At 37.5% G+C, this 24559-nt stretch carries 12 protein-coding genes; 6 read left to right on the top strand and 6 right to left on the bottom strand.

Annotation, left to right across the window (positions count from 1 at the left end):
• Positions 1–266: 266 nt before the first annotated feature.
• Both fumC and IPK91_07820 read left to right on the top strand, forming a co-directional pair.
• Entirely contained in the window at positions 267–1682 is a 1416-nt protein-coding gene (gene fumC, locus IPK91_07825; protein ID MBK8297172.1) for a class II fumarate hydratase, read from the top strand.
• 50 nt (positions 1683–1732) lie between these two features.
• A complete protein-coding gene (locus IPK91_07820; GenBank protein ID MBK8297171.1) occupies positions 1733–2947 on the top strand; it encodes an insulinase family protein in 1215 nt (404 codons plus the stop codon).
• A gap of 19 nt (positions 2948–2966) precedes the next feature.
• Here the strand turns inward: IPK91_07820 and IPK91_07815 are convergent, their stop codons facing one another.
• Positions 2967–4310 (bottom strand): hypothetical protein, encoded by a 1344-nt coding sequence (locus IPK91_07815; GenBank protein ID MBK8297170.1) that lies wholly within the window; start codon positions 4308–4310, stop codon positions 2967–2969.
• 81 nt (positions 4311–4391) lie between these two features.
• Here IPK91_07815 and IPK91_07810 point away from each other — a divergent pair, with 81 nt between their 5' ends.
• On the top strand, positions 4392–5906 hold the full coding sequence (locus tag IPK91_07810; GenBank protein ID MBK8297169.1) for a F0F1 ATP synthase subunit beta: 1515 nt from the start codon (positions 4392–4394) through the stop codon (positions 5904–5906).
• Between the two features lie 5 nt (positions 5907–5911).
• A complete protein-coding gene (gene atpC / locus IPK91_07805; protein ID MBK8297168.1) occupies positions 5912–6154 on the top strand; it encodes an ATP synthase F1 subunit epsilon in 243 nt (80 codons plus the stop codon).
• 202 nt (positions 6155–6356) lie between these two features.
• On the opposite strand, the gene IPK91_07800 is transcribed toward atpC, so the two are convergent.
• Positions 6357–9419 carry a glycosyl hydrolase gene (locus IPK91_07800; protein ID MBK8297167.1) on the bottom strand — a complete coding sequence of 1021 codons (3063 nt, stop codon included), beginning with the start codon at positions 9417–9419 and terminating at the stop codon, positions 6357–6359.
• A 227-nt stretch (positions 9420–9646) separates the two neighbouring features.
• Between IPK91_07800 and IPK91_07795 the strand changes: the two genes are divergently transcribed.
• Positions 9647–11290, top strand: a complete 1644-nt coding sequence (locus tag IPK91_07795) for a hypothetical protein (GenBank protein MBK8297166.1) — start codon at positions 9647–9649, stop codon at positions 11288–11290.
• Between the two features lie 258 nt (positions 11291–11548).
• Complete coding sequence (ccsA, locus tag IPK91_07790) at positions 11549–14644, top strand: cytochrome c biogenesis protein CcsA (GenBank protein MBK8297165.1); 3096 nt, start codon at positions 11549–11551, stop codon at positions 14642–14644.
• A gap of 26 nt (positions 14645–14670) precedes the next feature.
• Here the strand turns inward: ccsA and IPK91_07785 are convergent, their stop codons facing one another.
• The 4 genes from IPK91_07785 to IPK91_07770 are packed head-to-tail and all read right to left on the bottom strand — an operon-like array spanning position 14671 to position 24289.
• Entirely contained in the window at positions 14671–15414 is a 744-nt protein-coding gene (locus IPK91_07785) for an SH3-like domain-containing protein (protein MBK8297164.1), read from the bottom strand.
• Between the two features lie 51 nt (positions 15415–15465).
• The gene (locus tag IPK91_07780) at positions 15466–17091 is read right to left on the bottom strand and encodes a hypothetical protein (protein MBK8297163.1); all 1626 of its coding nucleotides are present in this window, start codon (positions 17089–17091) and stop codon (positions 15466–15468) included.
• Complete coding sequence (locus tag IPK91_07775; GenBank protein MBK8297162.1) at positions 17067–22541, bottom strand: hypothetical protein; 5475 nt, start codon at positions 22539–22541, stop codon at positions 17067–17069. Before IPK91_07775 ends, IPK91_07780 begins: the two co-directional genes overlap by 25 nt.
• Complete coding sequence (locus tag IPK91_07770) at positions 22520–24289, bottom strand: cytochrome c family protein (GenBank protein MBK8297161.1); 1770 nt, start codon at positions 24287–24289, stop codon at positions 22520–22522. The genes IPK91_07775 and IPK91_07770 overlap by 22 nt, the downstream gene beginning before the upstream one ends.
• Positions 24290–24559: the final 270 nt, after the last annotated feature.

Here is a 24559-nt window from a genome sequence, read left to right as displayed (position 1 = left end):
CAGTATTTATTACTAAAATGATTTTTTTAATTCAAAATTAAATTTGCATATATTTAAATAGCTTAGAATATAATTGAGAAATAAAGTGAGGAATACTTATTGTGTTTTAATTACTTAATTTTCAAAAATGTAAATAAATTTTTTAACAAGTAAAACCAAAGACTTAATTATTAATTTCTAGCAAATAACATTCATTTAATTTGAAATCATGACAATCCGTCATTGGCCTTTCTTTTATAGTATCTTTGCATTTCAATAGAATATATATGCAATTTAGAAAGGAGAAAGACACCATGGGCATCGTTGAAGTTCCGGCCCATGTATATTGGGGAGCTCAAACACAGCGTTCGATAGATAATTTTAAGATAGCCCGGGATACCGATCGGATGCCGATTGAGATAATTTATGCCTTTGCTTTTCTAAAAAAAGCAGCAGCCTTAACCAATCGGGATGCGGGGGTTTTAACTGAAGATAAATGCAGTTTGATTGCCCGGGTGTGTGATGAAATTTTGGAAGGTAAACTGGATGATCAGTTTCCATTGGTCGTTTGGCAAACAGGCTCCGGTACCCAATCCAACATGAATGTAAATGAAGTGATTGCTAACCGTGCACATGTATTGCAAGGCGGTCAACTGGAGGATGAGAAAAAAGCCATCAATCCAAACGACGACGTCAATAAATCGCAGTCATCCAATGATACCTTTCCTACGGCAATGCACATCGCTGCTTACAAAATTTTGGTCGAACAAACTATTCCTGGAATTGAGAAATTGAGAGATACTCTGAATCATAAAGCAGCAGAATATTATCGATTGGTAAAAATTGGGCGCACCCATTTAATGGATGCAACCCCTCTGACGCTGGGTCAGGAATTTTCCGGTTATGTATCCCAATTGGATCATGGTTTGCGTGCAATTCGTTTTTCATTAAATCATCTTTCTGAGTTGGCATTGGGAGGAACCGCTGTCGGAACGGGCATCAATACGCCTCCTGGCTATTCTGAGCAGGTAGCCAAACACATTGCACAATTGACGGGATGTCCATTTATTACCGCTGAAAATAAATTTGAAGCGCTGGCTACTCATGACGGCATTGTAGCTGCTCACGGAGCACTCAAAGCAGTTGCAGTGAGTTTGATGAAAATCGCAAATGACATCCGCCTGTTGGCATCCGGTCCACGTTGTGGAATCGGTGAAATTTTTATACCGGACAATGAACCAGGTTCTTCCATCATGCCTGGAAAAGTCAACCCCACCCAATGTGAGGCCATGACCATGGTCGCCGCCCAAGTTATGGGTAATGATGTTGCTATAAACATAGGTGGATCGAATGGTCATTTTGAGCTCAATGTCTTTAACCCGGTCATGATTGCTAATTTTTTGCATTCTGCAAAACTGATTGCCGATGTTTGTGTTTCCTTTAATGATAAAAGTGCTTCAGGAATTCGTGCAATTCCAGAAAACATTAAGAAAAATTTGGATAATTCATTAATGCTCGTAACTGCTTTGAATACTAAAATTGGCTATTATAAAGCGGCAGAAATTGCCCAAACAGCACACAAAGAGGGACTGACTCTTAAACAAGCAGCTCTAAATCTTGGCTATCTTACAGAAGCTGAATTTGACCAATGGGTGATCCCTGAACTCATGGTTGGTCCCCTTGATCTCTTTTCTAAATCCTGAATCTGAGTTCTTCAGCCAACCTGTTAATTCCCCATTTTCAAAAATACCATTTGGACAATGGACTGACCGTGCTATTGCAACCGGATCCATCAACTGCTTTGGTCGCTGTATGCGTATTGTATAAAGTAGGATCGAGAGACGAACAAGAATCAAAAACAGGCATTGCACATTTATTTGAACATCTGATGTTTTCCAATAATGGTCCGGGCATTGATTTTGATTCCATCCTTCAAAATGCAGGGGGAGAATGCAATGCATTTACAACCACTGACACGACTCAATATTATTCTATAGCTCCTTCCAATCAATTGGAATTGCTGCTTTCTTTAGAATCCAATCGGATCAGTGGCTTTCATGTCAGTCAAAAGGATTTTAAAACACAACAGCGTGTGGTGATTGAAGAATTCAGTGAAATGTATCTCAACAATCCATACGGTGATTTTAACCACATCCTGATGCAGATGGCGTATAAAACACATCCCTATCGCTGGCCGGTTATCGGGTTTAATCAGGAGCAACTCAAGCATTTAAAATTAGAAGATGCGGAGCATTTTTATCATACGTATTATACCCCTTCCAATGCAATCCTTGTAATACATGGAAACTTTAATGTGGAAGAAACCAAAAACTTGATTCAAAACTATTTTGGAAAAATAAAATCCGGAGCTTCTGTCAGTCGCTATTATCCGGCTGAAGAAAAAATAATTGCCCATCGTTCTCAGACACTGCATAAAGAGTTGCCGGAAGAAGGATTTTATTTGGCATTTCCTTATTGCGGGCGAATGGATCCTGATTTTTATGCCGTTGATTTTATGACGGATATATTATCAGAAGGGAAATCTTCGCTGCTGTATAAAAAACTTCGGAAAGAATTGATGATTTGTTCAGGGATCGATTGTTACATTACGGCTACAACAGATCCGGGTCTGATCCTTGTCGAAGGGAAAATTAATCCCGGGCATACCATTGAAGAAGCAGAAGCTGTATTTTGGAATATCATCGCAGAATTACAATTCAAAGAATTAGACGACCGCACCTGGGAAAAGTATATGAATAAAAATGAATCGGCTTATTTGTTTTCACAAATGGGTGCCATGAATCAAGCATTGAATTTATCATATGCTGAGTGGTTGGGAAATCCGGAATTGATCTACACCGAACTAGAGAATTATCTCCAATTAACCAAAGAGCAAATTCAAACTGCAACGAAAAACTATTTTTCAAAAGAACATTCTTGCAGTTTGTATTATCGTTCGTCCAAATAAGTTTTACAAGCTATAGGAATTATTTCCGAATTCCTTTTCTAAATTTCAACACGGAATCAAAATGTATCTGTTGATTTAAATACATCTTGCATTCATCAGGGATGCTTTGAAGTTGCAATGAATGTGGATTAATTTTATAGGGCAGTAGCTGCCAAAAAACATTAAAGTCGTATATTCGTTGAAGGGCTTTACTATTTCTTAATGCTACGAGTTTTAATAGGACTTCATCTGACCAGAATAACTTTTCATGTCTTATAAACATCAGGAAAGCTTCTAAATCAATAGCATCCTGCTCTGCTTCGATCCATAGGACGCAACAACGATTGAATACTTTATGATCCATTGCATGTGATAAATTACCCAAAGCAAGATGTTCCGTTAATAATTTTTGTTCGAGTAAAAATTCAAAACAAGCAATGGCCAGTTCTGTATAGGCCTGTTCTTTTAAGGCAGTCAATAAAATTGGAAACAATTCTTTTTCCTGAATCCATTTTAAATAGGTATGGAAGCTTTCTTGAGTCGTCATAAAACGAAGCGGACTCAAGCGAATGGCGTGTTCGATCGTTGAACTGATTTTTGAATAATATTCATCCAGACTGCTTTCCGCTAAATAATATTGGAATTGAACTTGTTGATTTTTAAATGCAGTTTCGTCAATAGTAAGTTTTAAATAAAGCAATTCTTGGTGCAGTTGTACCTTTTTTGGATTAATGAGCATTTGCAATGCATTCCATTCCGTTTGTGATAATTTAGGATGAAGAATGCGAATCCACTTAATTTTTTCAGGGTCTTTAAGTTCCTGATGGGTTTGTAAAAAATAATTAAATGCATTTTCCGGATTTCGTTCTCTGAATTTTTCAAATGCATAAAGCCGTTGATCCAATTTTGAAAACTGCAAAGGATGTTCCTGGTGTTGTTCTGATAAAATGTAAAATTCCGGAAACAGAGTAGTCAGTTGTTGCCCAACGGGTCCAAGAAAAGCTTGTATAAAATTTGCAACGGCCAAATCAGTTTGTACCCATTCCATTAATGGAACCAGGATATTTACCGGAAACGAAATCGACTTTCGCTTAAGAAAATGCGTCCATTCAAAAAACAAATCTGATTCTTTTAACTGGATGCCTGCCAGAAGAAATCGATGCAAAGGAGCAGATTGCCATTGAGTGGAAATCTCCAGGTTATGGTCATTTTCAAGGCTTATATAAGATGCTCCTTTCATAAGAATGTAAGATTTTACAAGATCCTGAATGGTATTTTCCAGTTCATTGCGGTTTATTCCATACAGGAGTCGGGCTGACAAGCTTTCTAAAAGATTAAATTCCTGATTTTCAGTTGATTCGATATTAGAATGGGAATGTGTCAAAGGATTGTCAATAGTTTGGTGAATCGATCCGGATGTATATATATTTGCGCGTCTTTTTTAAACATATATTCAATAAATCATATGACAAACATAGGTCGCGTATCTCAAATCATTGGTCCTGTTGTGGATGTTAGTTTTTCAGGGGAGGGCTCACAGCTTCCGGAAATTTATAATGCCTTGTGTATCAAGCGCCCAGGTAAGGATGACCTCATCCTTGAAGTGCAACAGCATTTAGGGGAAGACAGTGTACGAGCGGTGGCGATGGACTCAACAGACGGTTTAACCCGTGGGGCAGAAGTTATTGATTTAAAAGAAACCATTTCCATGCCAGTGGGAGAAGACATCAAAGGCCGCCTTTTTAATGTGGTGGGTCAGGCCATTGACGGTTTGGGAGATGTGTCTATGAAACATAAATATTCTATTCATAAAAAACCACCGACCTACGAAGATTTATCTACCGAAACTGAAGTTTTGTTTACCGGTATCAAAGTGATTGACCTGATTGAACCCTATTCAAAAGGGGGAAAAATCGGTTTATTCGGAGGTGCCGGTGTTGGTAAAACCGTATTAATTCAAGAGTTGATCAACAACATTGCCAAGGGTTATGGTGGATTGTCTGTATTTGCAGGAGTGGGAGAGCGTACCCGTGAGGGAAATGACTTATTGCGTGAGATGATCGAAGCCGGAATTATTAAATACGGTGATGATTTTATTCACAGCATGGAAAGCGGTGGATGGGATTTGAGTAAAGTGAACATGGAAGGTTTAAAAGATTCAAAAGCCACGTTTATTTTTGGTCAAATGAATGAACCACCTGGTGCCCGTGCCCGTGTTGCGCTTTCAGGTTTAACGGTTGCAGAATATTTCCGGGATGGCGATTTAAATGATCCTGCAGGAGGAAAAGATATTTTATTCTTTATTGATAATATTTTCCGTTTCACACAAGCCGGATCGGAAGTATCGGCTTTATTAGGTCGTATGCCTTCAGCAGTTGGATATCAGCCAACCCTGGCATCTGAAATGGGTTTGATGCAAGAACGGATCACTTCTACCAAAAGAGGATCGATTACATCTGTACAAGCAGTTTATGTTCCAGCGGATGATTTAACAGATCCAGCTCCGGCAACAACTTTTGCTCACTTGGATGCTACGACCGTATTAAGTCGTAAAATTGCTTCATTGGGTATTTATCCTGCTGTGGATCCATTGGATTCAACCTCACGAATTTTGGATCCGCTGGTTATTGGAGAACATCATTACAATACGGCACAACGCGTAAAAGGAATTTTGCAACGATACAATGAATTGTTAGACATCATTGCCATCTTAGGAATGGAAGAATTGTCGGAAGACGATAAATTGGTGGTACACCGCGCACGTCGTGTACAACGTTTCTTATCACAACCATTCCACGTAGCAGAACAATTTACAGGGATTAAAGGTGTATTTGTTCCAATTGATGAAACCATCAGAGGATTTAATATGATTATGGATGGTGAAGTGGATGAATATCCGGAAGCTTCTTTCAACTTAGTTGGAACCATCGATGATGCAATTGCAAAAGGTAAAAAATTATTAGCAGAAGCATCCAATTAATCGGAATGAAAGTCTATATCCTTACACCTGAAAAAACATTGTACGAAGGAGAAGCGAAAGCAATCATTGTACCCGGAACGCATGGCCAATTTGAAGTATTGGATCGACATGCACCCATTGTTTCTTCATTAACCAAAGGAAGTGTACAACTCACCGATGAAAAAGGTCAAAAACACGATTTCCCCATCTCCAAAGGATTTATTGAGGTGATGCAGAATGAGGTGAATGTGTTGGTGAGACAGAATTAATTACGAATTACGGAATCAATTACGAATTACGAATGGACGGATATGAGGTTTATAGTCTATAGTCTATGGCAATTAATCTATGGCCTAAGCTAAATTCTGATTGCAGCATTGAACCATTGCAAGATTGTAGCCTTGTTAGCCTCTAGCCTCTAGCCTCTAGCCTCTAGCCTCTAGCCTCTAGCCTCTAGCCTCTAGCCTTCCTCTACGGCTTCATACTTCGTGCAATTTTTTCCTGTTTTACTGCCTTTTCATATTTACCGTGAAATTGATTTTGAATGGTTTTAAAATCCGATTCGGATTTTGTAACTTCTGCTTGCAATGTTTGAATGCGATCGATTACTAAATTGGAGGGTCGTTGTTCTTCGCTTACCACACTGGCGTATGCATCAGAAATTCGTTCACGTAATTTTTCTTCGTCAGCAAATATAGATTTTTGTTTAGTCGCTAATAAGTTACTGCGTAATTGTTCTAATGAATCAAGATATCGTTGCGCCAGGATCAAATTCTTTTTGTTTTTCATTTTGTCTTTCAGCTCGCGAATTTCTTTTTGTTGATTGGAAATTGATTCTACGGTGCGTGCGAGTTGTTCGTGCAAATAATAATATTTCATGCAAACTTCGTACTGAAGTTTGCGATCGGAAAGTGAATAATTTTCTTTATCCTGGTGAATCAATTGAAAGGTATCGAGATAGGTCTGATTGCCTACAACCAGTTTAAGTTGATAATTCCCAGGCAATACTTTTGGAGCTCCAAATGCACCAAAATCCAATTTGGTTCCACCTTCAGCGACTTTTGCTGGTTTCATGCGTTGATTCCAGTACACTTTATTGATGCCTTTTCTTTTAGTAGTATTGAGTGCCTGAATCAGTTTTCCTTCCATATCCAGGACTTCCATTTTGACTTCACCATTCATCACACGATCTTTCAAATAATATTGAAAGGGTTTTATATCGTCTGGATTTCCTGCAACCCAGCCTCCACTAAAAGGGGATCCACCTCCATACTTTCCTGTTGTCAATTCCATTTCTTTTGTATCAAACAGCACTACATTTTTTTCAGCAATGGTTTTGCTCATGTTTCGGATTACAGAAATATCATCGATGACATAAATCCCACGGCCATGAGTTCCCACAACCAATGAATGTTCGCGTGGGTGAATTTGAATATCCCGTGTCAGTGCATAATCCGGAATATTATTTTTCATTCGAAACCATTCCATGCCACCATCTAAACTGGCAAATAATCCTAATTCAGTTCCCAGAAACAATACATTTTTATTGACGAGATCTTCCTTGATTTTATGTGCAAATCCAGTAAACTCTTTACTTTGAATTCTGGTAAAAGTTTTACCCAAATCCGTTGATTTGATAACATGCGTTTGATGATCCCCATAGGTATGATTGTCTAAGGTAACGTATACCGTATTTTGATCGAAATTGGATGCTTCGATGCTGCTGATCCAGGTTTGTGGAGGAACACCGGTAGCTATATAATTGCCAGATAAATTTTTCCAGGTTTTACCTCCATCTGTAGTGAGTTGTAAATTTCCATCGTCTGTGCCGGCCCAAATTAAGTTTTCATTGAGTGGGGATTCTGTAAGGGTGAAAACAGTGCAATGATTTTCTGCGCTGGTGTTGTCTGCGCTTAATCCGCCACTGTTTTCCTGTTGTTGTTTTTTCTTGTCATTGGTAGTTAGGTCTGGTGAAATAACAGACCAGTTTCTTCCTTGATCTGTTGATTTGAAAATATATTGTGAGGCAACATAGAGGTTTTTCTTATTCTTTGCACCACATACTATTGGACTGTTCCAATTCCATCGTAATTTTTCTTGTGCGGCGGTTTGCTGTGGTTTTATGTTATAGGATTTGAATGTCCGCAAATCAATCCGCGCTGAATTGCCACCCTGACTTTCAGCGTATACAATGTTTGAATCTAAAGGATCCGGTACCGTCCAAAATCCATCTCCCCAGTAGACCGTTTTCCAATCACCATTGCCAATACCACCGGGATTCGCGCTGGGACCTACCCAGGAGCCATTGTCCTGCAATCCGCCATAAATTCTAAAGGGATTTTCGTTATCAATTGCTACATGATAAAATTGACCAACAGGTAAATTGTGACAAAAAATCCAAGTCGCTCCGCGATCATTGCTGATGTAAACACCTCCATCGGTTCCCAGATACATGTTGCTGGTATTTTGTGGATTGATCCACAAGGCGTGGTGATCACTGTGTACCCATCCGCCATCGTAACTCGCATCATTAAATGAATAACCGCCATCATCTGAATATGAAAATTGAAATGCCGGACGATACACCCGTTTAGAATCTTTTGGATCAATTACTAAGGTTGAAAAATAAAATGGACGAGACACGACATTGAGAGTGGCACTTTGTGATTTCCAGGATTCTCCATGATCCGACGAAATGTATAAGCCCGTATTGTTGGATTCTACAATAGCCAATAAATTTTCCGGTGCACTGGGTGCCAATGCAATTGCTACCCTGCCAAAATCACCTTCAGGCAATCCTTTAGTTATTTTGCGCCAGTTTGCACCCCCATCTTCACTTTTATAAAGAGCAGATCCTTTTCCACCGGATTCAAACGTAAATGCTTTTCGTCGGAATTCCCAGGTTGTGGCATAAAGTATGTTGGGTTGATTTGGGTGAATTGCCAAATCGGCGCAACCTGTTTTTTGATCGATGTATAATATTTTAGTCCATGTTTTTCCTGCATCTGTTGATTTGTAAAGACCGCGATGTGGGCTGTCAGACCACAGTGCACCGGGAGCTGCCACATAGATGATGTTTGAGTTTTTCGGGTCAATGATTATTTTAGAAATATGCTCTGTGCTGTCCAATCCAATTTTCGTCCAATTTTCTCCGGCATCGCTTGATTTGTACATGCCAACACCTATAGATACGGAGTTGCGCATATTGCTTTCTCCGGTACCTACATAAATGGTTGACGGGTTTGTCTGATCAATGGCGATGGCGCCGATTGATTGACAATATTTATCGAAAATTGGTTTGAATGAAGCAGCTGCATTGGTTGATTTCCATACGCCTCCACCGGCTGTTCCAATATACAAGGTGCGCGGTTCGTTGTTCACCCCTTCTATGGCCGTGATTCGTCCACTCATAGTTCCTGGTCCCAGAGCCCGTGCTTCTAATGAACCAAAGGTAGCGGCATTGATTTTAGTTTGCGCTGATAAGAACTCAACTCCCAAACCAATAAATAACAGAAAACACTGAAAACGAATCATGTAATTTATATTTAGCTTCAAAAATAGTTCTCTAAGAATTAAACGATAAACAATTAGACAAATCGATCAAAATTATAGTCCAAATGGCCTATCCGGACCGCAAAATAAAGCTTATTTTCGAATTACGAAACAATTCGTAGTAAATTGAGGAAAACCGGGCTGTCCTGATTTAGTATTTTTTTTAAAATTAAGAATTTGTATCTTTAAGATCCTAAACAGTCCGCCCTATGAAAACGAAGCAATGGATTTCTTCAATTTACGGCCTTTGCAGGCTGGTTTCCGGTACCATTATTTATGGTGGCCTTCTTTTGGTTTTGTGCTTTTCCAGCAATACGAAATTGCAGGCACAGGATTGTTTTCCCGATATTGAGCCTCCCGTATTAATTTGTAAGCAGGATTATTTGTTTATGTATGGTTGGTGTGGAAATGAAACCCACCATCCTTTGGAATTTGTAAATTATGTTGTAGATAACTGTTCCAAAGTAAAAGTTAGTTTTGACCGGGAAGGTTTAATTGTTTACGTTGAACTCTTTCAATTATTATATGATCTAATGAGTCCGTCCGGAGAAATTCAAATATTTGCAAGAGATGAATCCGGTAATGTGAGTTCCTGTACATCTAAAGTAATATTGTATCCCCCTGATAAAAGTACAAATATCAAGTTAAGTGTTTTATCTAAATTGGATTGGACAGAACAGGAAGATTACTCCAACATCATTTTAAAGTTCAGAACCAGCGACCAGCAAATTCATGGTACCTATATTCAAAAGTATGGAGAAAATTTCGACACGTGGGCAAGCTATCGTCCTGAATTAAAAATCATTTCTCTAATAGCAGAACCCAAGAATGGATATTTCAGTCATAATAATTTAACTACATATGATTTGATTAATATTCAAAGAAGAATTGTTGGATTCAATGCTATAAAAGGAGACTTTAATTTTGTAAGTGCCGATGTTGACTGCAACGAAGAGCTCAATATACTTGACCTCTATAAGATCCAGGCTTACATTTATGGTTTTATAGATCAGGATAGTTGTTTGGCAGCACCCTTGATAACGTTTACGAATGCGACGGGTGAATATTTAGGAAATGAAATTCCGTTTGTAGAAAATTCAAACAGTCCATATCAACTTATTTTAAATCAAAAAGGAAATGTCTTTATTGATAACTCAATTTGGCAAACCATTAATAACAAAGTGAGTAAAGTATCTGGTAAGCCGTTTAATTGGAAAACCAAGGATTTTCAATTAGAGGCGAATAAAGAATACACTTTTGAGTTTCTTTTAGATTGTACGGATTCAATTTTTGGGATGCAATCCAATTTTGCTTTTGATTCAAGTAAAATTAATATTCAACATGTGGAAGGTAGTGTACCTTATATTATGTATTATCAGTTATCGGAAAATGATTTAAAATTTGATTGGATCAACAGACAAAATATAAATTTTAATACGAACCCATATAAAATAAAGCTACGCATAATAGCAAAAGCAGATGGCATGTTAAGCGAGGCTTTTAATATTACAAAACAAAGCATTACCAATATGCTGGTTGATGGAATGGGCAATGCATATCCAATTGAAATTAAGTTTACTAAAATAAAAGAATACCCATCCAAAGAAAGTGCTTTGCTTAATGTAAATGTTTTTGCGGGTCCCTCATCTCAGACGGTTTGGCTTAAAGGAACTGTGCTTCCATTTGAAAATGGAATCCTTCGGATACTAAGCATGGACGGTAAAGAATTTTCTACCAAAAGAATAGATTCATCAACAGGATTGGTCAACGAATTAATTGAATTGCCACATGCCGGGCATTTGCTTATTCAATTGAACTTAACGAATGGGCTTAGCAAAACCATTCGATATTAGATTTTTTATCCAATGTATTTTTTTCTAAGCTAAAAAGCTTCAAACTTTAAATGTTTGAGCTATTCCTCATGATCTTTACTAATGGCTTTATACTCAGCAATTAATTTTTGTTGGATATCAGGAGTTACCGGTGCATATTCTAAAAAGAGCATAGGGAATTTTAATCGAAGGAATTAAAGGGTACTAAAATTTCGAGCTGGTTTATTTCATTTTTAACGATTGAAATTGTATTTTTAATGGTCAATTAGAGCTAAGATTATGGATCGGATTGTTAAAGTTTTTTCGTCGTTATTTAATACGCGTTCAGCTGGAATTTATACGCTTTTATTCGCAGCTTCTATTGCAATTGCAACATTTATTGAAAATGATTTTGGCACCAGCGCAGCCCAAAAAATTATTTTTAAAGCACATTGGTTTGAATTATTACTTACACTTTTTGGTATCAGCATTCTGGTAAATATTTACAAATTCAGAATGATTGCTTTAAAAAAATACAGTTTATTGTGTTTCCACCTATCCATCCTTGTAATTTTAATTGGAGCAATGGTAACCCGATATTTCAGTTTTGAAGGGATGATGCATATCCGGGAAGGTGAGTCGGCTTCCAGTTTTATTACTTCAGATACTTATTTGCAAATTCGCGCAAAAATAGCTGATAAAGAATATCAGTTTGACGACAAGGTACTTTTTGCAAGTCTTGGAAATAATAATTATGAGCGCTCTTTAATTATAGGTCCGCATCAGGTAGATATCGCAGTAATCGATTTTATTCCAAATCCAAAAGAATCATTGGTCGTTGATGAACAGGGGGAAGCCTGTTTAAAAATTGTGGTCGGAGGTGAAATGGGACGGGAAGAATATATTCTGAAACAGCAAAACAAGTTATCCTTAACAAATCTTACTATTAATTTTGGTTTACCCGAAGACGACAGTGATGTCCATATTATTTATTCAAACGATTCCTTGCTTATTAAATCTAAACATGAGTTAAGCGGTTTAACCATGGCAACGCAACAAAGCGATTCCATTGCAGCTGGAACAATTCATGCATTAAAGTTGCGAACTTTATATTCCAGTCGTTCTTTTAATTTTGTAATTGCTGATTTTAAACCAAATGCACGAGTAAGTCTGGAATCCAGCGAGCGCAAAATGAGCAGTACCAGTTTAGCGGCATTGCAATTAAAAGTTAGGGTGGATGGAGATGAACAAATTTTTCCGATTACAGGAGGACCTGGAGAACTTGGAAATCCTCGAAACAGGGTAATTGGAAAGTTACCACTGAGTTTTAGTTATGGGGCTAAAATGATGGAATTACCATTTTCTATCAAGCTGAATGATTTTATAATGGATCGGTATCCTGGTACGAATAGTGCAAGTTCGTATGCAAGTGAAGTTACTTTATTAGATAATCGATCCAATCGCAATGAAAATATTCGAATATACATGAATCACATTCTTGATCATGATGGATATCGGTTTTTTCAGTCATCCTTTGATAAAGATGAATTGGGAACATACCTAAGCGTAAATCATGATTTCTGGGGAACCTGGATTAGTTATATAGGTTATATATTATTGACCCTGGGTTTATTAGCGACTTTGTTTTCTAAAAATACCCGGTTTCATTGGTTGAAAGAAACTATACAAAACCTAAGAATCGCCAACCGTAATTTTTTAATCATAGGTTCGATGATCTTGTTGCAGGTTGCAGGTCATGCACAATCAACAGCTGCACTTCCAAAAATTGATGCGGCGCATGCCCGTTATTTTGGAGAGCTCATCGTTCAGGATCAGAATGGAAGAATGAAACCTATGAATACCCTGGCCAGAGAAGTAATTCGAAAATTATCCCGCAAAGATGAGCTGTTTGGAATGGATGCAAACCAGGCATTCATTAGCATGGCGTGTTATCCGGAAATATGGCAACGAATGCAAATTATTAAATTGGGCAAACATGAGAAAATAACCCAACTTTTTAATTCGCAGGGATTAATTTCATATGAGGATTTATTTAATAATGATGGTGCGTATAAAATCAAGAGTGAAGTCAGAAATGCATATAATCTTAAACCGGTCGATCGTGGAATTTTTGAAAAGGAAATTATAAAACTGGATGAACGGGTAAATATTGTCAACATGGTTTTTACTGGAAGTTTCCTTAGGTTATTTCCCGTAAAGAATGATAAAAATAACCATTGGGCTGCTCCGGCCGCAGGTCATAATCATATGGAGGAAGCTGAGGAAGATCATTTTCCACAAAAGTTTTTTGATACCTATACGGCATCCGTTAAAGAAGCAGCGTTAACGAATGATTGGAGTAATTTGAATTCCTTATTAAGTGAATTAAAAGCGTATCAAAAGAAAGTTGGTGCAGCGGTATATCCATCCGAAGCGCAAATTCAAGCTGAGATTGTTTTAAATAAAATAGATATTTTTAATCGACTTGGAACTTACTATGGCCTACTCGGACTTTTTTTCTTAACGCTTTTATTTATCTCTATTTTCAATTCACAGATTAAGCTAAAAAGAATATTTAATGGTGGCTTGATTGTTTTGTTCATTTGCTTTTTTTTACAAACTACCGGACTGTTATTGAGATGGTATGTTTCAGGGAGAGCACCCTGGAGCAATGGGTACGAATCCATGATTTATATTGGATGGACTACTATGTTGGCTGGATTATTATTTGCAAGAAAGACAGTCGGTGGATTGGCTGCTTGTTGCATTCTAGCATCCGTGGTCTTAATGGTTGCACATTTAAGTTGGCTGGATCCTGAGATCACACCGCTGGTTCCCGTTTTAAAATCATATTGGTTGACGATCCATGTTTCTCTTGAGGCGGGTAGTTATGGTTTCTTAGTATTAGGAGCTATCATTGGGGCCTTAAATTTAATTCTTATGATTTTTGCAACGAAGCGAAATCAACAGCGGATTGAGCGCATAATATTAGAATTAAGTTATACCAGTGAAATGACAATCATCGGTGGATTAATTATGTTAAGCGTAGGTACTTATTTAGGGGGTGTATGGGCCAATGAATCCTGGGGACGTTATTGGGGATGGGATGCAAAAGAAACCTGGGCCTTAGTGTCAATTCTTGTTTATTCTTTTATACTTCATATGCGATTGATTCCAGGCTTGCAAAGTAAATATGCATTTAATACAGCCACCTTATTTGGATTTGCATCTGTATTGATGACGTATTTAGGTGTAAATTATTATTTATCGGGTTTGCATTCGTACGCAGCGGGAGATCCGGTTCCGATTCCTACATTCGTTTATTATACGGTGAGTATACTTATTTTAATTAGTCTTATCGCATATTTCAGAAATAAGAATCTATTGAAATTATAGGATGTACTAAATTAATGAAAATGTAATTATTTTAATTTAGCATTTTCAAGAATTAATTCATAACGGTACCCTGCACCAAAATCTTTGTCTAAGGATACTGTACCTTCAAATACACCTACTTCCCCAGGTTTAAGTACATCTTGGGTTGTTATAGTAAGTTCTTTATTTTTACCAGAACCATCTTCAATGTGAATCCAGTTCCTCCCCATAATTTGGTGATTGATCTTTGTACAACGCCCGGTCACTAAAATTTCTTTCCCTTCATATTTTTTTGGATTGGTTAAAAGTTCCCCAATTTTAATAGCTCCTTTTACCGGTACAATTTTTTGAGAAGCTGAAGGGTTTTCTATTGGTTCATCTAGTGCCATGGATTCAAATAAGGATTTACTACCGGAATCTCCGGCACGACTGATATTAGAAACAAGAAGCAATTCTTCAAAAATCCGATCCAACTCAGTACTTTTAAAACCGTGCATTTTTAAACCACCCGTATACACGCAGGTTTCACCAACAGAAACATCTGCTTTTGAAATCGCAATCCAATAATTTGAAGTTCCTTCAGTCACTCTCAAATAGCTATACTTTTTTGTTTGCAATACCTCGTCCACCTTGACTTTATGACTTTCCATATTATCCGAACTTGCAGCTGAAGTTGGAGTCGATTCTGTTTTAACGGCCTCAACCACAGTTGGTTTTGAATTGCAGGATCCAATTAAGACTCCTGTAATTAAAAGGATGGATGGCCTTGAATATTTTTGTAATTTTTTCATACGATTGGAAGTGATAACAGGTAAAGATAAAAATATTTGGACGAATTTTATTTAAAAGCGTACCATTACTCTCGCATTCAATAATAGGTTATTATTTTGATTGTCGAATGTTTTTTCAGAATAGATTGCAAGCGTTGAATTCTTATTAAAACGGTATGAAATACTTGCCCCTACAATTTTTTGATTAAAATTATATTCAAAGCTGTTATATTGATATCTAATAAATCGTACATACAATTCTGTATAAAAACGTCCTTTGTAAAAATCTTTTGATAAACTGGCTCCACTTACATTTGAGTTTAAATAACTTGTTTGAAGTAAACTGGTATTTAAATTTAATGAAGCATTTAAAAGCGGTATGCGTGAATAATTTAAATATGCGTTAAAATTTTTAGATTCATTTTTACCAGATTGTTGCATTCTTAAATTTCCACTGCAGCCTAAAGAAATATATCTCCAGATCTGGTAATTTAGCTGCAAACGAAATCCTTGTCTGGTTTCTTCTTCCAACAATCTGTCTATATCATTTTTGTACGTCTCGTAATAAATTACATTATTCCGCGCATCATAGGAGCCAGAGATGTTAAACTTTCTTGAGAACCGATATCTGGCAGTAATATATAAATTGGTCAAACGAAATGTATTCGATCCTTGATTATTCAATTTTTTATAAATATCCATTTCAGTTGAACCAAAAATACTTAAATTTTTAAATAAGGTACTTACATGTTGAACATGTATAAATCTTCGGTCCGTATTACCAGAACTCATTTGATTAATCAATGCAACTGTATTCTCAATGTTTAAACCATTCTTACCTGTAATTTGATGTGCGGCATAAGCGCCATATTCTAATAACTTTAAGTTTAGACTGTAATCATAAAGATCTGGACGAGATCCGAGGACTGAACCCAAAATAATATGATTGAACCGTTTTTCGAATTGAATTCCATCAATAGCTCCCATGCTTGCGATTCGATAATTGACTCGGCGACCTGCAAAAAGATCCATGCTTTTGTTGAAGCTATATTGTAATGCCAATGTATAAATTTTTAAGGCATTGTTTATATTTTCCTGTACTTTATACCATTCATTGGTACGATGCCGGAATGAAATATAAGAATCGAAGGACAGTTTAGAATTATTTACATGGTTGCCCGAAAGAGAAAATGTATAATTAAACCGATAAGCTGGTTTTTGTGTTGATTCAGAATAATTTGAATAAGAGGCCAAGGAAATTCTGCCTCTAAAGACGTCTTGCTTTTTCTTTATACTATCTTTTCGAGTGGCTATAGTTTCTTCTAATTTATAAACGGGTCCTTCTTCATGAAGCATTTCCCTTTCAGCTGCTTTAGAAATTGCTTGGATGCGATTGCTAACGATGATTTGACCCAGTGCAAATTTTATATCTGAAAGAGGTGTACAAACACAAGAACTCGAAGATTTATTTGTAACAATTAACGCAGGGTTGTATTCGTTGGTTGATTTTAAAAACAAGGTATCACCAATTTGGATATTTTTAGTAGAAGGAAATTTAACATAAACATTTTTACTGGAAACAAAGGAAACCTGACCTGAAATTAAATCAGCCTGGGTTTGTGCCTTGATACTGCCTATAGCTGTTAGGAGCCAAAAAGCAGAGATGATATGTATTATTTTCTTCCTTGTGGGTGACATGAATAACATGCGTTACTGTTATATGAATATCCACTTACACCGTTATGGTCATTGTCCACTTCATTTTTATTACTGTGTTCATGACAGAGGATGCAACTAAACACAGAGTAGTTGCTTTGATTCGTATGACAATCTGCACAAAGATTCCATTTGTTTTTATGTTTTCCTGTATAAATCGGGAAAGACTGTCCATCATGATTAAACGTAGATGGGATCCAGGCATTTGTGGTGTGACAGATTGTACAATTCGTAGGAAATTGTGCAGATTGATGATCCGGATTATTTGTTTGGTTATAGTCATCAGTGTGGCAACCGTAACAGGTATTGGGTGTATTGTTATAATTTCCATTATGACATGCAGCACAATTGTTGCGGATGGTATAATGTGCTCCGGTTAAAGGATAGTACGTATCATGATTGGGCATGGTAGCAGGTGCCCATCCTGCTTGTGTCGTATGACATTGATCACAGGTTCTGGAAAATCCCAGTGAGACGTGATTTGGATTAGAAGCAGCATTATAATCTCCGGAATGACAACCATTGCAAGTCGTTGGTGTATTGTTGTAGTTTCCATGATGGCAAGCAACACAATCATTAGCGATTGCAGCATGCGCACCTGTTAATGGATAAATACTGTTGTGATCAAAGGTTGAAGGAATCCAGGCATTTTCAGTATGACAACTTGCACAATCCATAGGATACTGGTTCGCCTCATGATCTGGATTGGTTGTTTGGTTAAAATCGGATTGGTGACAACCGTAGCATGTATTGGGGGTATTATTGTAATTGCCATTGTGACAAATTGCACAATCATTTGCAATTTGAGCATGGGCCCCGTTGAGTTGGTAAAAACTATTGTGTTCTGGAAAAATTGCTGGTTGCCAATCTGGTGCAGTGGTATGACAATGTGCACAATCCATCGATAAATTTAAATTTTTATGACTGGGGTTAGTCGAATTATTATAATCTTTTGTATGGCAACCTGAACAGGTGTTGGGTGTATTGTTGTAATCACCATGATGACAGGCCGCACAATCATTTGCAACCGCTTGATGCGCTCCCGTTAACGGATAAAAAGCATCATGATTTGGCATAGCCGCTGGTTCCCAACCTGCTTGAGTTGTATGACACGTTGCGCAATCGTGTGGCAAACCCAGTTGATTGTGATTTGGATTTTTGCTATTATTATAATCGGCAATATGACAGCCTTCGCAGGTATTGGGTGTATTATTATAACTGCCGTGATGACAAGCTGCGCAATTAGATGAAATGGTCAAATGTGCACCGGTGAGTGGATAAAAATTATCATGATCCGGAAATAAAGCGGGCATCCAATTTGGATCCGTTGTATGACAACTTGCACAGTCCATCGACAAACCCAATGCGGAGTGATTTGGATCTTTTGTCTGATTGTAATCGGATTGATGACATGCTTCACAGGTGTTGGGTGTGTTGTTATAATTGCCATGGTGGCATGCAGCACATGCATTTGCTATCTGTTTGTGAGCACCTGTTAATGGGTAATAGGTATCATGTTCAGGCATTTGAGCCGGTTTCCAATCAGGAGCTGTGGTGTGACAGGATGCACAATCCATTGTAAATCCAAGAGCAAGGTGATTTGGATTTTTTGAATTATTGAAATCATTGGTGTGACAATTTTCACAGGTGGTTGGCGTTCCTTTGAAACCACTCATATGACAACTTTTGCACTCAACTGGGATATGCGCACCTGTTAAAGGAAAATTCGTTGTATTGTGATCGAATTTATCATCTCCATCTCCGGTTGGGTGACAAGCGAAACATGCCTGACTATTATAAAAATAGCCTGCAACTCCTGGATGTTTTTCATTGGTTTCCGGATTTATATGGCAGACAATGCAATTAAATTCTTTAAAATTGGCTGGGTTGGTATGGCAGTCTTTACAATCTATCCATTGATTTTTATGTTTACCGGAATAGATTGGAAAATACATTCCATCGTGATTAAATGTTGAAGGGACCCAGGCATTTTCAGTATGGCAACTTGCACAATCAGTTGAAAATTGTAAGCTTGCATGAGGTGGATCTGTTGTTTGGTTAAAATCTTCCAGATGGCAAGCGGAACACGTGTTGGGTGTATTGTTATAATCTCCTTTATGGCAGGCTGCACAATCAGTTGAAATTCTTTTATGAGCACCATTTAATACATAATATGCATCATGATTGTCTAAACGTGCCGGTTTCCAATCTGGAGCAGTTGTATGACACGTTGCACACTCAGTAATAAAACCTAATTTAATGTGATCTGGATTTTTTGATTTGTCAAAATCAATCTGATGGCAATCCATACAATTTGTTGAAGTGCCTTTAATTTGAGTTTGATGGCATTTTTTACAATCAACCTGTTGATGAGCACCTGTCAATGGAAATTGTGTATTGTTATGATCAAATTTATCATCGCTACTACCACTCGGGTGACAGGCTAAACAAGCCTGGTCTTGATACCAATACCCAATTACACTGTTGTGTTTGGTATCAGTTTCCGGATTGGTATGACATACAACACAACTAAAAACTTTGATATTGGTCGGATTGATATGACAATCTCTGCATTCCATCCATTGGCCTTTGTGTTTGCCGGAATTAATTGGAAAAAATTGACCATCATGATCAAAAGTAGAAGGCACCCATGACGTTTGAGTATGGCATGTTGCACATTCGGTTGAAAATTGTAATGTCTGATGAGGAGGGTCTACTACATTCTTATAATCATCTAAATGACATCCTGAACAGGTATTGGGTGTATTGGTATAATTTCCTTTATGACATGCAGCACAGTCCATTGCTATTTTCGTATGGGCTCCTTCAATTACATAAAATTGATCGTGAGTTTCAAACTTTGCGGGTTTCCAATCAGCTGCTGTTGTATGACAACTTGCACAATCCATGGATAAACCTAAGGTTCGGTGGTTTGGATTTACACTTTGATTAAAATCATTTGCATGACAATCAGAACATCCGGTAGGCGTACCTTTAAAACCATTGAAATGACATTGTTTGCAATCTACCTGCAAGTGAGCTCCTGTTAATACAAATCCAGTTGCATTATGATCAAAGCGATCTTGTTTGTCTCCAGTAGGATGGCAAGCAAAACATGCTTGATCTTGATACCAATACCCTTGTACAGTTTGATGTTGATTATCTGTTTCTGGATTTATATGGCATCCTGTACATTGAAACTCTTTGTAGTTGGATGAATTTTTATGGCAGTCCATACATTGCATCCATTCTCCATTGTGTTTGCCTTTATAGATTGGAAAATATTGAACATCATGTTCAAACGAAGATGGAACCCAGGAATTTTGATTGTGGCAGCTTGCACATTCAGTTGGAAATTGTTGAAATTTATGGGGTGGATTTTGACTTAAGTTATAATCTTCTGTGTGACAACCCGCACAGGTGGTCGGAGTATTATTATAATCCCCTTTATGACAAGCAACACAATCATTTGAAACCAATTTATGGGCAGCCTGCAATACATAAAATGCATCGTGATTGTCAAGCCGTGCTGGTTTCCAGTCAGATTGCGTCGTATGACACGAAGCGCAGTCAGTTGAAAATCCTAAGCTTACATGCTTAGGGTTGATCGATGTATTGTAATCATTGGTATGGCAATCCAGACAAATGGTTGAAGTTCCTTTGAATCCATTTTCGTGGCATTTGCGGCATTCTGTTTGCATGTGTGCCCCAGTTAATGGAAATGCGGTGTTGTTATGATCAAATTGCGTGGCCTTATCACCTGTTGGATGACACGCCAAACAAGCTTGATCTTTATACCAATAGCCTTGAACGCTTTGATGTTGATTATCAGTTTCCGGATTGCTATGACATACGATACAACTAAATTCTTTTGGATTTGCTGGATTGGTATGACATTCTTTGCATTCCATCCAAACTCCTTTATGCTTTCCGGTATAAACAGGAAAATATTGTCCGTCATGATCAAATGTAGAAGGCACCCAGGCATTTTCAGTATGGCACATTGCACAATCGGTTGAAATCCGTTGGAGGAGATGGGGTGGATCAATGGTTTGATTATCATCTTCCAGATGACAACCGGCACAGGAATTTGGCGTATTGTTGTAATCTCCTTTATGGCATGCTGCACAATCAGATGCAATCATTTTATGTGCATTTTTCAATACAAAAAATTGATCGTGATTATCCAATCGGGCAGGTTTCCAATCTGGCGCTGTGGTGTGACAACTGGCACAATCCATTGAAAAACCGACATTGGTATGATTCGGATTTTTTGTATTGGAGAAGTCAATTTGATGACAGTCAGCACAAGTACTGGATGTGCCTTTAAATCCATTACTATGACAGGCCTGGCAATCAACAGTTTGATGTGCTCCTGTCAGTGGAAATGCGGTAGTGTTGTGATTAAACACAAAATCTTTATCTCCATTCGGGTGACACGCTAAACATGCTTTGTCATTAAAAAAATAGCCGGACACAGATTTATGTTGATCATCAACTTCCGGGTTGGTATGGCAAACAATGCAACTGGTTTCTTTGTAGTTTGAGGCATTCAAGTGACACTCATTGCATTTTTTCCATTTCCCTTTGTGCTCTCCGCTGTAAATAGGAAAATGCAAAACATCGTGTTCTGCATATTGTGCCGGTTCCCAATCTGATTTTGTATTGTGACATTCATTACAATTTATAGATAGTTGGGCTGCAGGGTGATTCGGATTCAAACTGTTTTCAAAATCTTTTTGGTGGCATGAATAACAAGCTGAAGAAGTTGAGGTATAGTCTGCAGTTGTATGGCATTTTTTGCAATCTGCAATTGCATGTGCATCGACCAATGGAAAAAAATCATGTTTAAAATTGGGAGTATTCCATTCAAAAGAAGCAGGATCATGGCAGCTGGCACATTCGGTACTAAAGCTTGCTTTTTTATGATCCGGATTTAAAGTGGTGTTATAATCAATAGTATGGCAATTAATACAGTCATTTCCAATCCGCTCGAATCGCAATTCAGATTCTGAGATGTGACAACTCTTGCAATCAACTGTCGCGTGTTTACCAAGTAATGCAAATCCATTTTCACTGTGAATTTTTGTCATTTCATCAACAATCCAGCTGGCGGTAGTGTGACACCGATTGCAATCTTTTCCAAGGGTATTTTGATGAACGTCCAGGTGACAGGTATTACAAGATGCAGCAAGGAGTTCTGAAAACACAAGACTGGTGTGACATGATTTACAATTTAGATCGTTGTGACGTCCATTTAATTTAAAACCAGTCGAATCATGATCAAATTTTATAAAATTGCGATCCATGGCCCATGATTCTGGAGAATGACATTGGGCACAATTGAGTTTCAGCTCAGTACCATGCGGTGACTGGCCTTGCAGTGTGAACACTGCAAAAAACAATCCGATCAATGATGACAGTCTACGCACTCAAATTTTTCAATTTTAAACTGAATTGTTTTTTTATTTTCTACCAAGGTTTCTTTATGGCATTTTCCACAAGACACCTCCTTATGTTTGCCTTCCAATTTAAAGGCAGTTGAGTCATGATTAAAAAAGATAGCTTTCCAATTTTCAAAGCCATGGCAGGATGCACAATCCGTTGTGCCATTTTTTTCAAATTGGTTTCCATGTACATTGTTATGACAATCTGTGCAATTGCTTTTTTTATAACTAAAATTTTTATAGGGATGGCCTGTATCATTTTTGCTTAATCCATGACAATTCATACAAGCGAGTTTCGCATGGGCTCCCAGCAGTTGATATCCAGTAGTGGAATGATCAAACTGAATATTTTGCCAGGAATCGGTTTGGTGACAGTTTGTACAATTTTGATTTGGATAATATTTTTGATTTATATAATCACCATGTACATCCAGATGACAACCAACGCATTTTTCAGGGAGGTTTGTAAAAGTCCATTTAGAATCTTTCAAATGACATGCTGAGCAAGCAGTGGCCTCATGAGCTCCGGTAAGTGGAAACGTTCCAATCTGGTGTTGTTCAATTGTATAGTGACTGATACTAAAGGATTGTACTGTATGACAATTGGCGCAATCTGAAATGAGTCCATTTTTATTAAACTGTCCTTCATGAAAATCTTTATGACAAGATATACATGTTTCGTGTGGAATATTTTTAGTGTAATCTTCTTTGTGGCATAATTTACAGTCAACTTGTTGATGCTTGCCTTCTAATTTATAATTTGTCAAATTATGATCAAAGCGATCCGGATGGTTCATTTTGCGAAAACCATCTGTTGTATGGCACTCTTTACAATCTGTTCCAAATTTTCCTTCATGGATGTCTTTATGACAACTGACACAGGCTTCTTCTTTGATTCCTTTACGGTCTTGAAAAACCAAATTGAAAGGGAGCAATGTATTATGGCATTTTGAACAATCCAGCGATTTATGTTTTCCTTTTAATAAAAATCCTGTGGCCGTATGATTGTATCGATTAGAGCCAATAAATTTTTGGAAGGATTCTTCTGTATGGCATTCATTACATTTAAGTCCTAATTCTTTTTTATGTACATCGGTGTGACAACTTGAGCAATTGGAGTATGCAATGCCACTAAATCGTTGGAATCTTTCACCGTTGCGGGTTTCGATTGGATGACATTGTTTACAATCAACCGCTTTGTGTTTTCCTACCAGATTGTACTTTGTTTTTTGGTGTTGAAAATTGGAGGCAGGTACAAATGCTTCTGTGGTATGGCAATTTGAACAAGATTTGGAAAGCGTATTCTGATGGGAATCTTCATGGCAATTAAGACATTTGGTATCAAGACCTAAAAAAGTATATTTTTTTAATCGGATTCCATCATTGACGATATGAGCCGGACGGTGACAAGCTTTGCAATCGACTCGAGCATGTTTTCCGGTTAATTCGTATCCTGTAACGGTATGGTCAAAAGCTTTTTCATCAAAACGTACAATTTGAAACCCTTTTCCATGGTGATCACTATGACAGGAGGCACAATTTTTAGATTTAACGGATGCTGAAGCGTGAAACCCTTTGTTTTGTGTAATTCTACTTTTTAATTCCAGGTGACAGCTCAGGCATTTATCATCAGAAACTTTTTCACCTAGAATATGGCATTGGGTACAATTTAAATTCCCTTCTAAGTGCTCATGCACTTTAGCCAAATCTCCCGGTGATAATTGAGCGTTCAAGTGTATAGATAAACTAATAATTACTAGTAAGTATATTAATCTCACAGCTTTTACATTTTCCAAATAAAGTTTTATTCTTAAATTAACAAGAGAACAATTATTTGGGCGTGTGTTTCCAATCCTTTAAAATTACTACAAATTCACTTGACAGTGAGATGATAATAATCATTAAAGTTAGCAAAATGGGTATGTGAATGAATGTGTTAGCAGCCCGAACTGTAAAATTAAAGACTGTACCAGTTAAATTTAACGATGAATCGGATGCAATGT

This window comes from Saprospiraceae bacterium, from assembly GCA_016712145.1.
GTDB lineage: Bacteria > Bacteroidota > Bacteroidia > Chitinophagales > Saprospiraceae > Vicinibacter.
The sequence above is the reverse complement of the archived record's forward strand: the minus strand, read 5'-3'. Positions and strand labels throughout refer to the sequence as shown.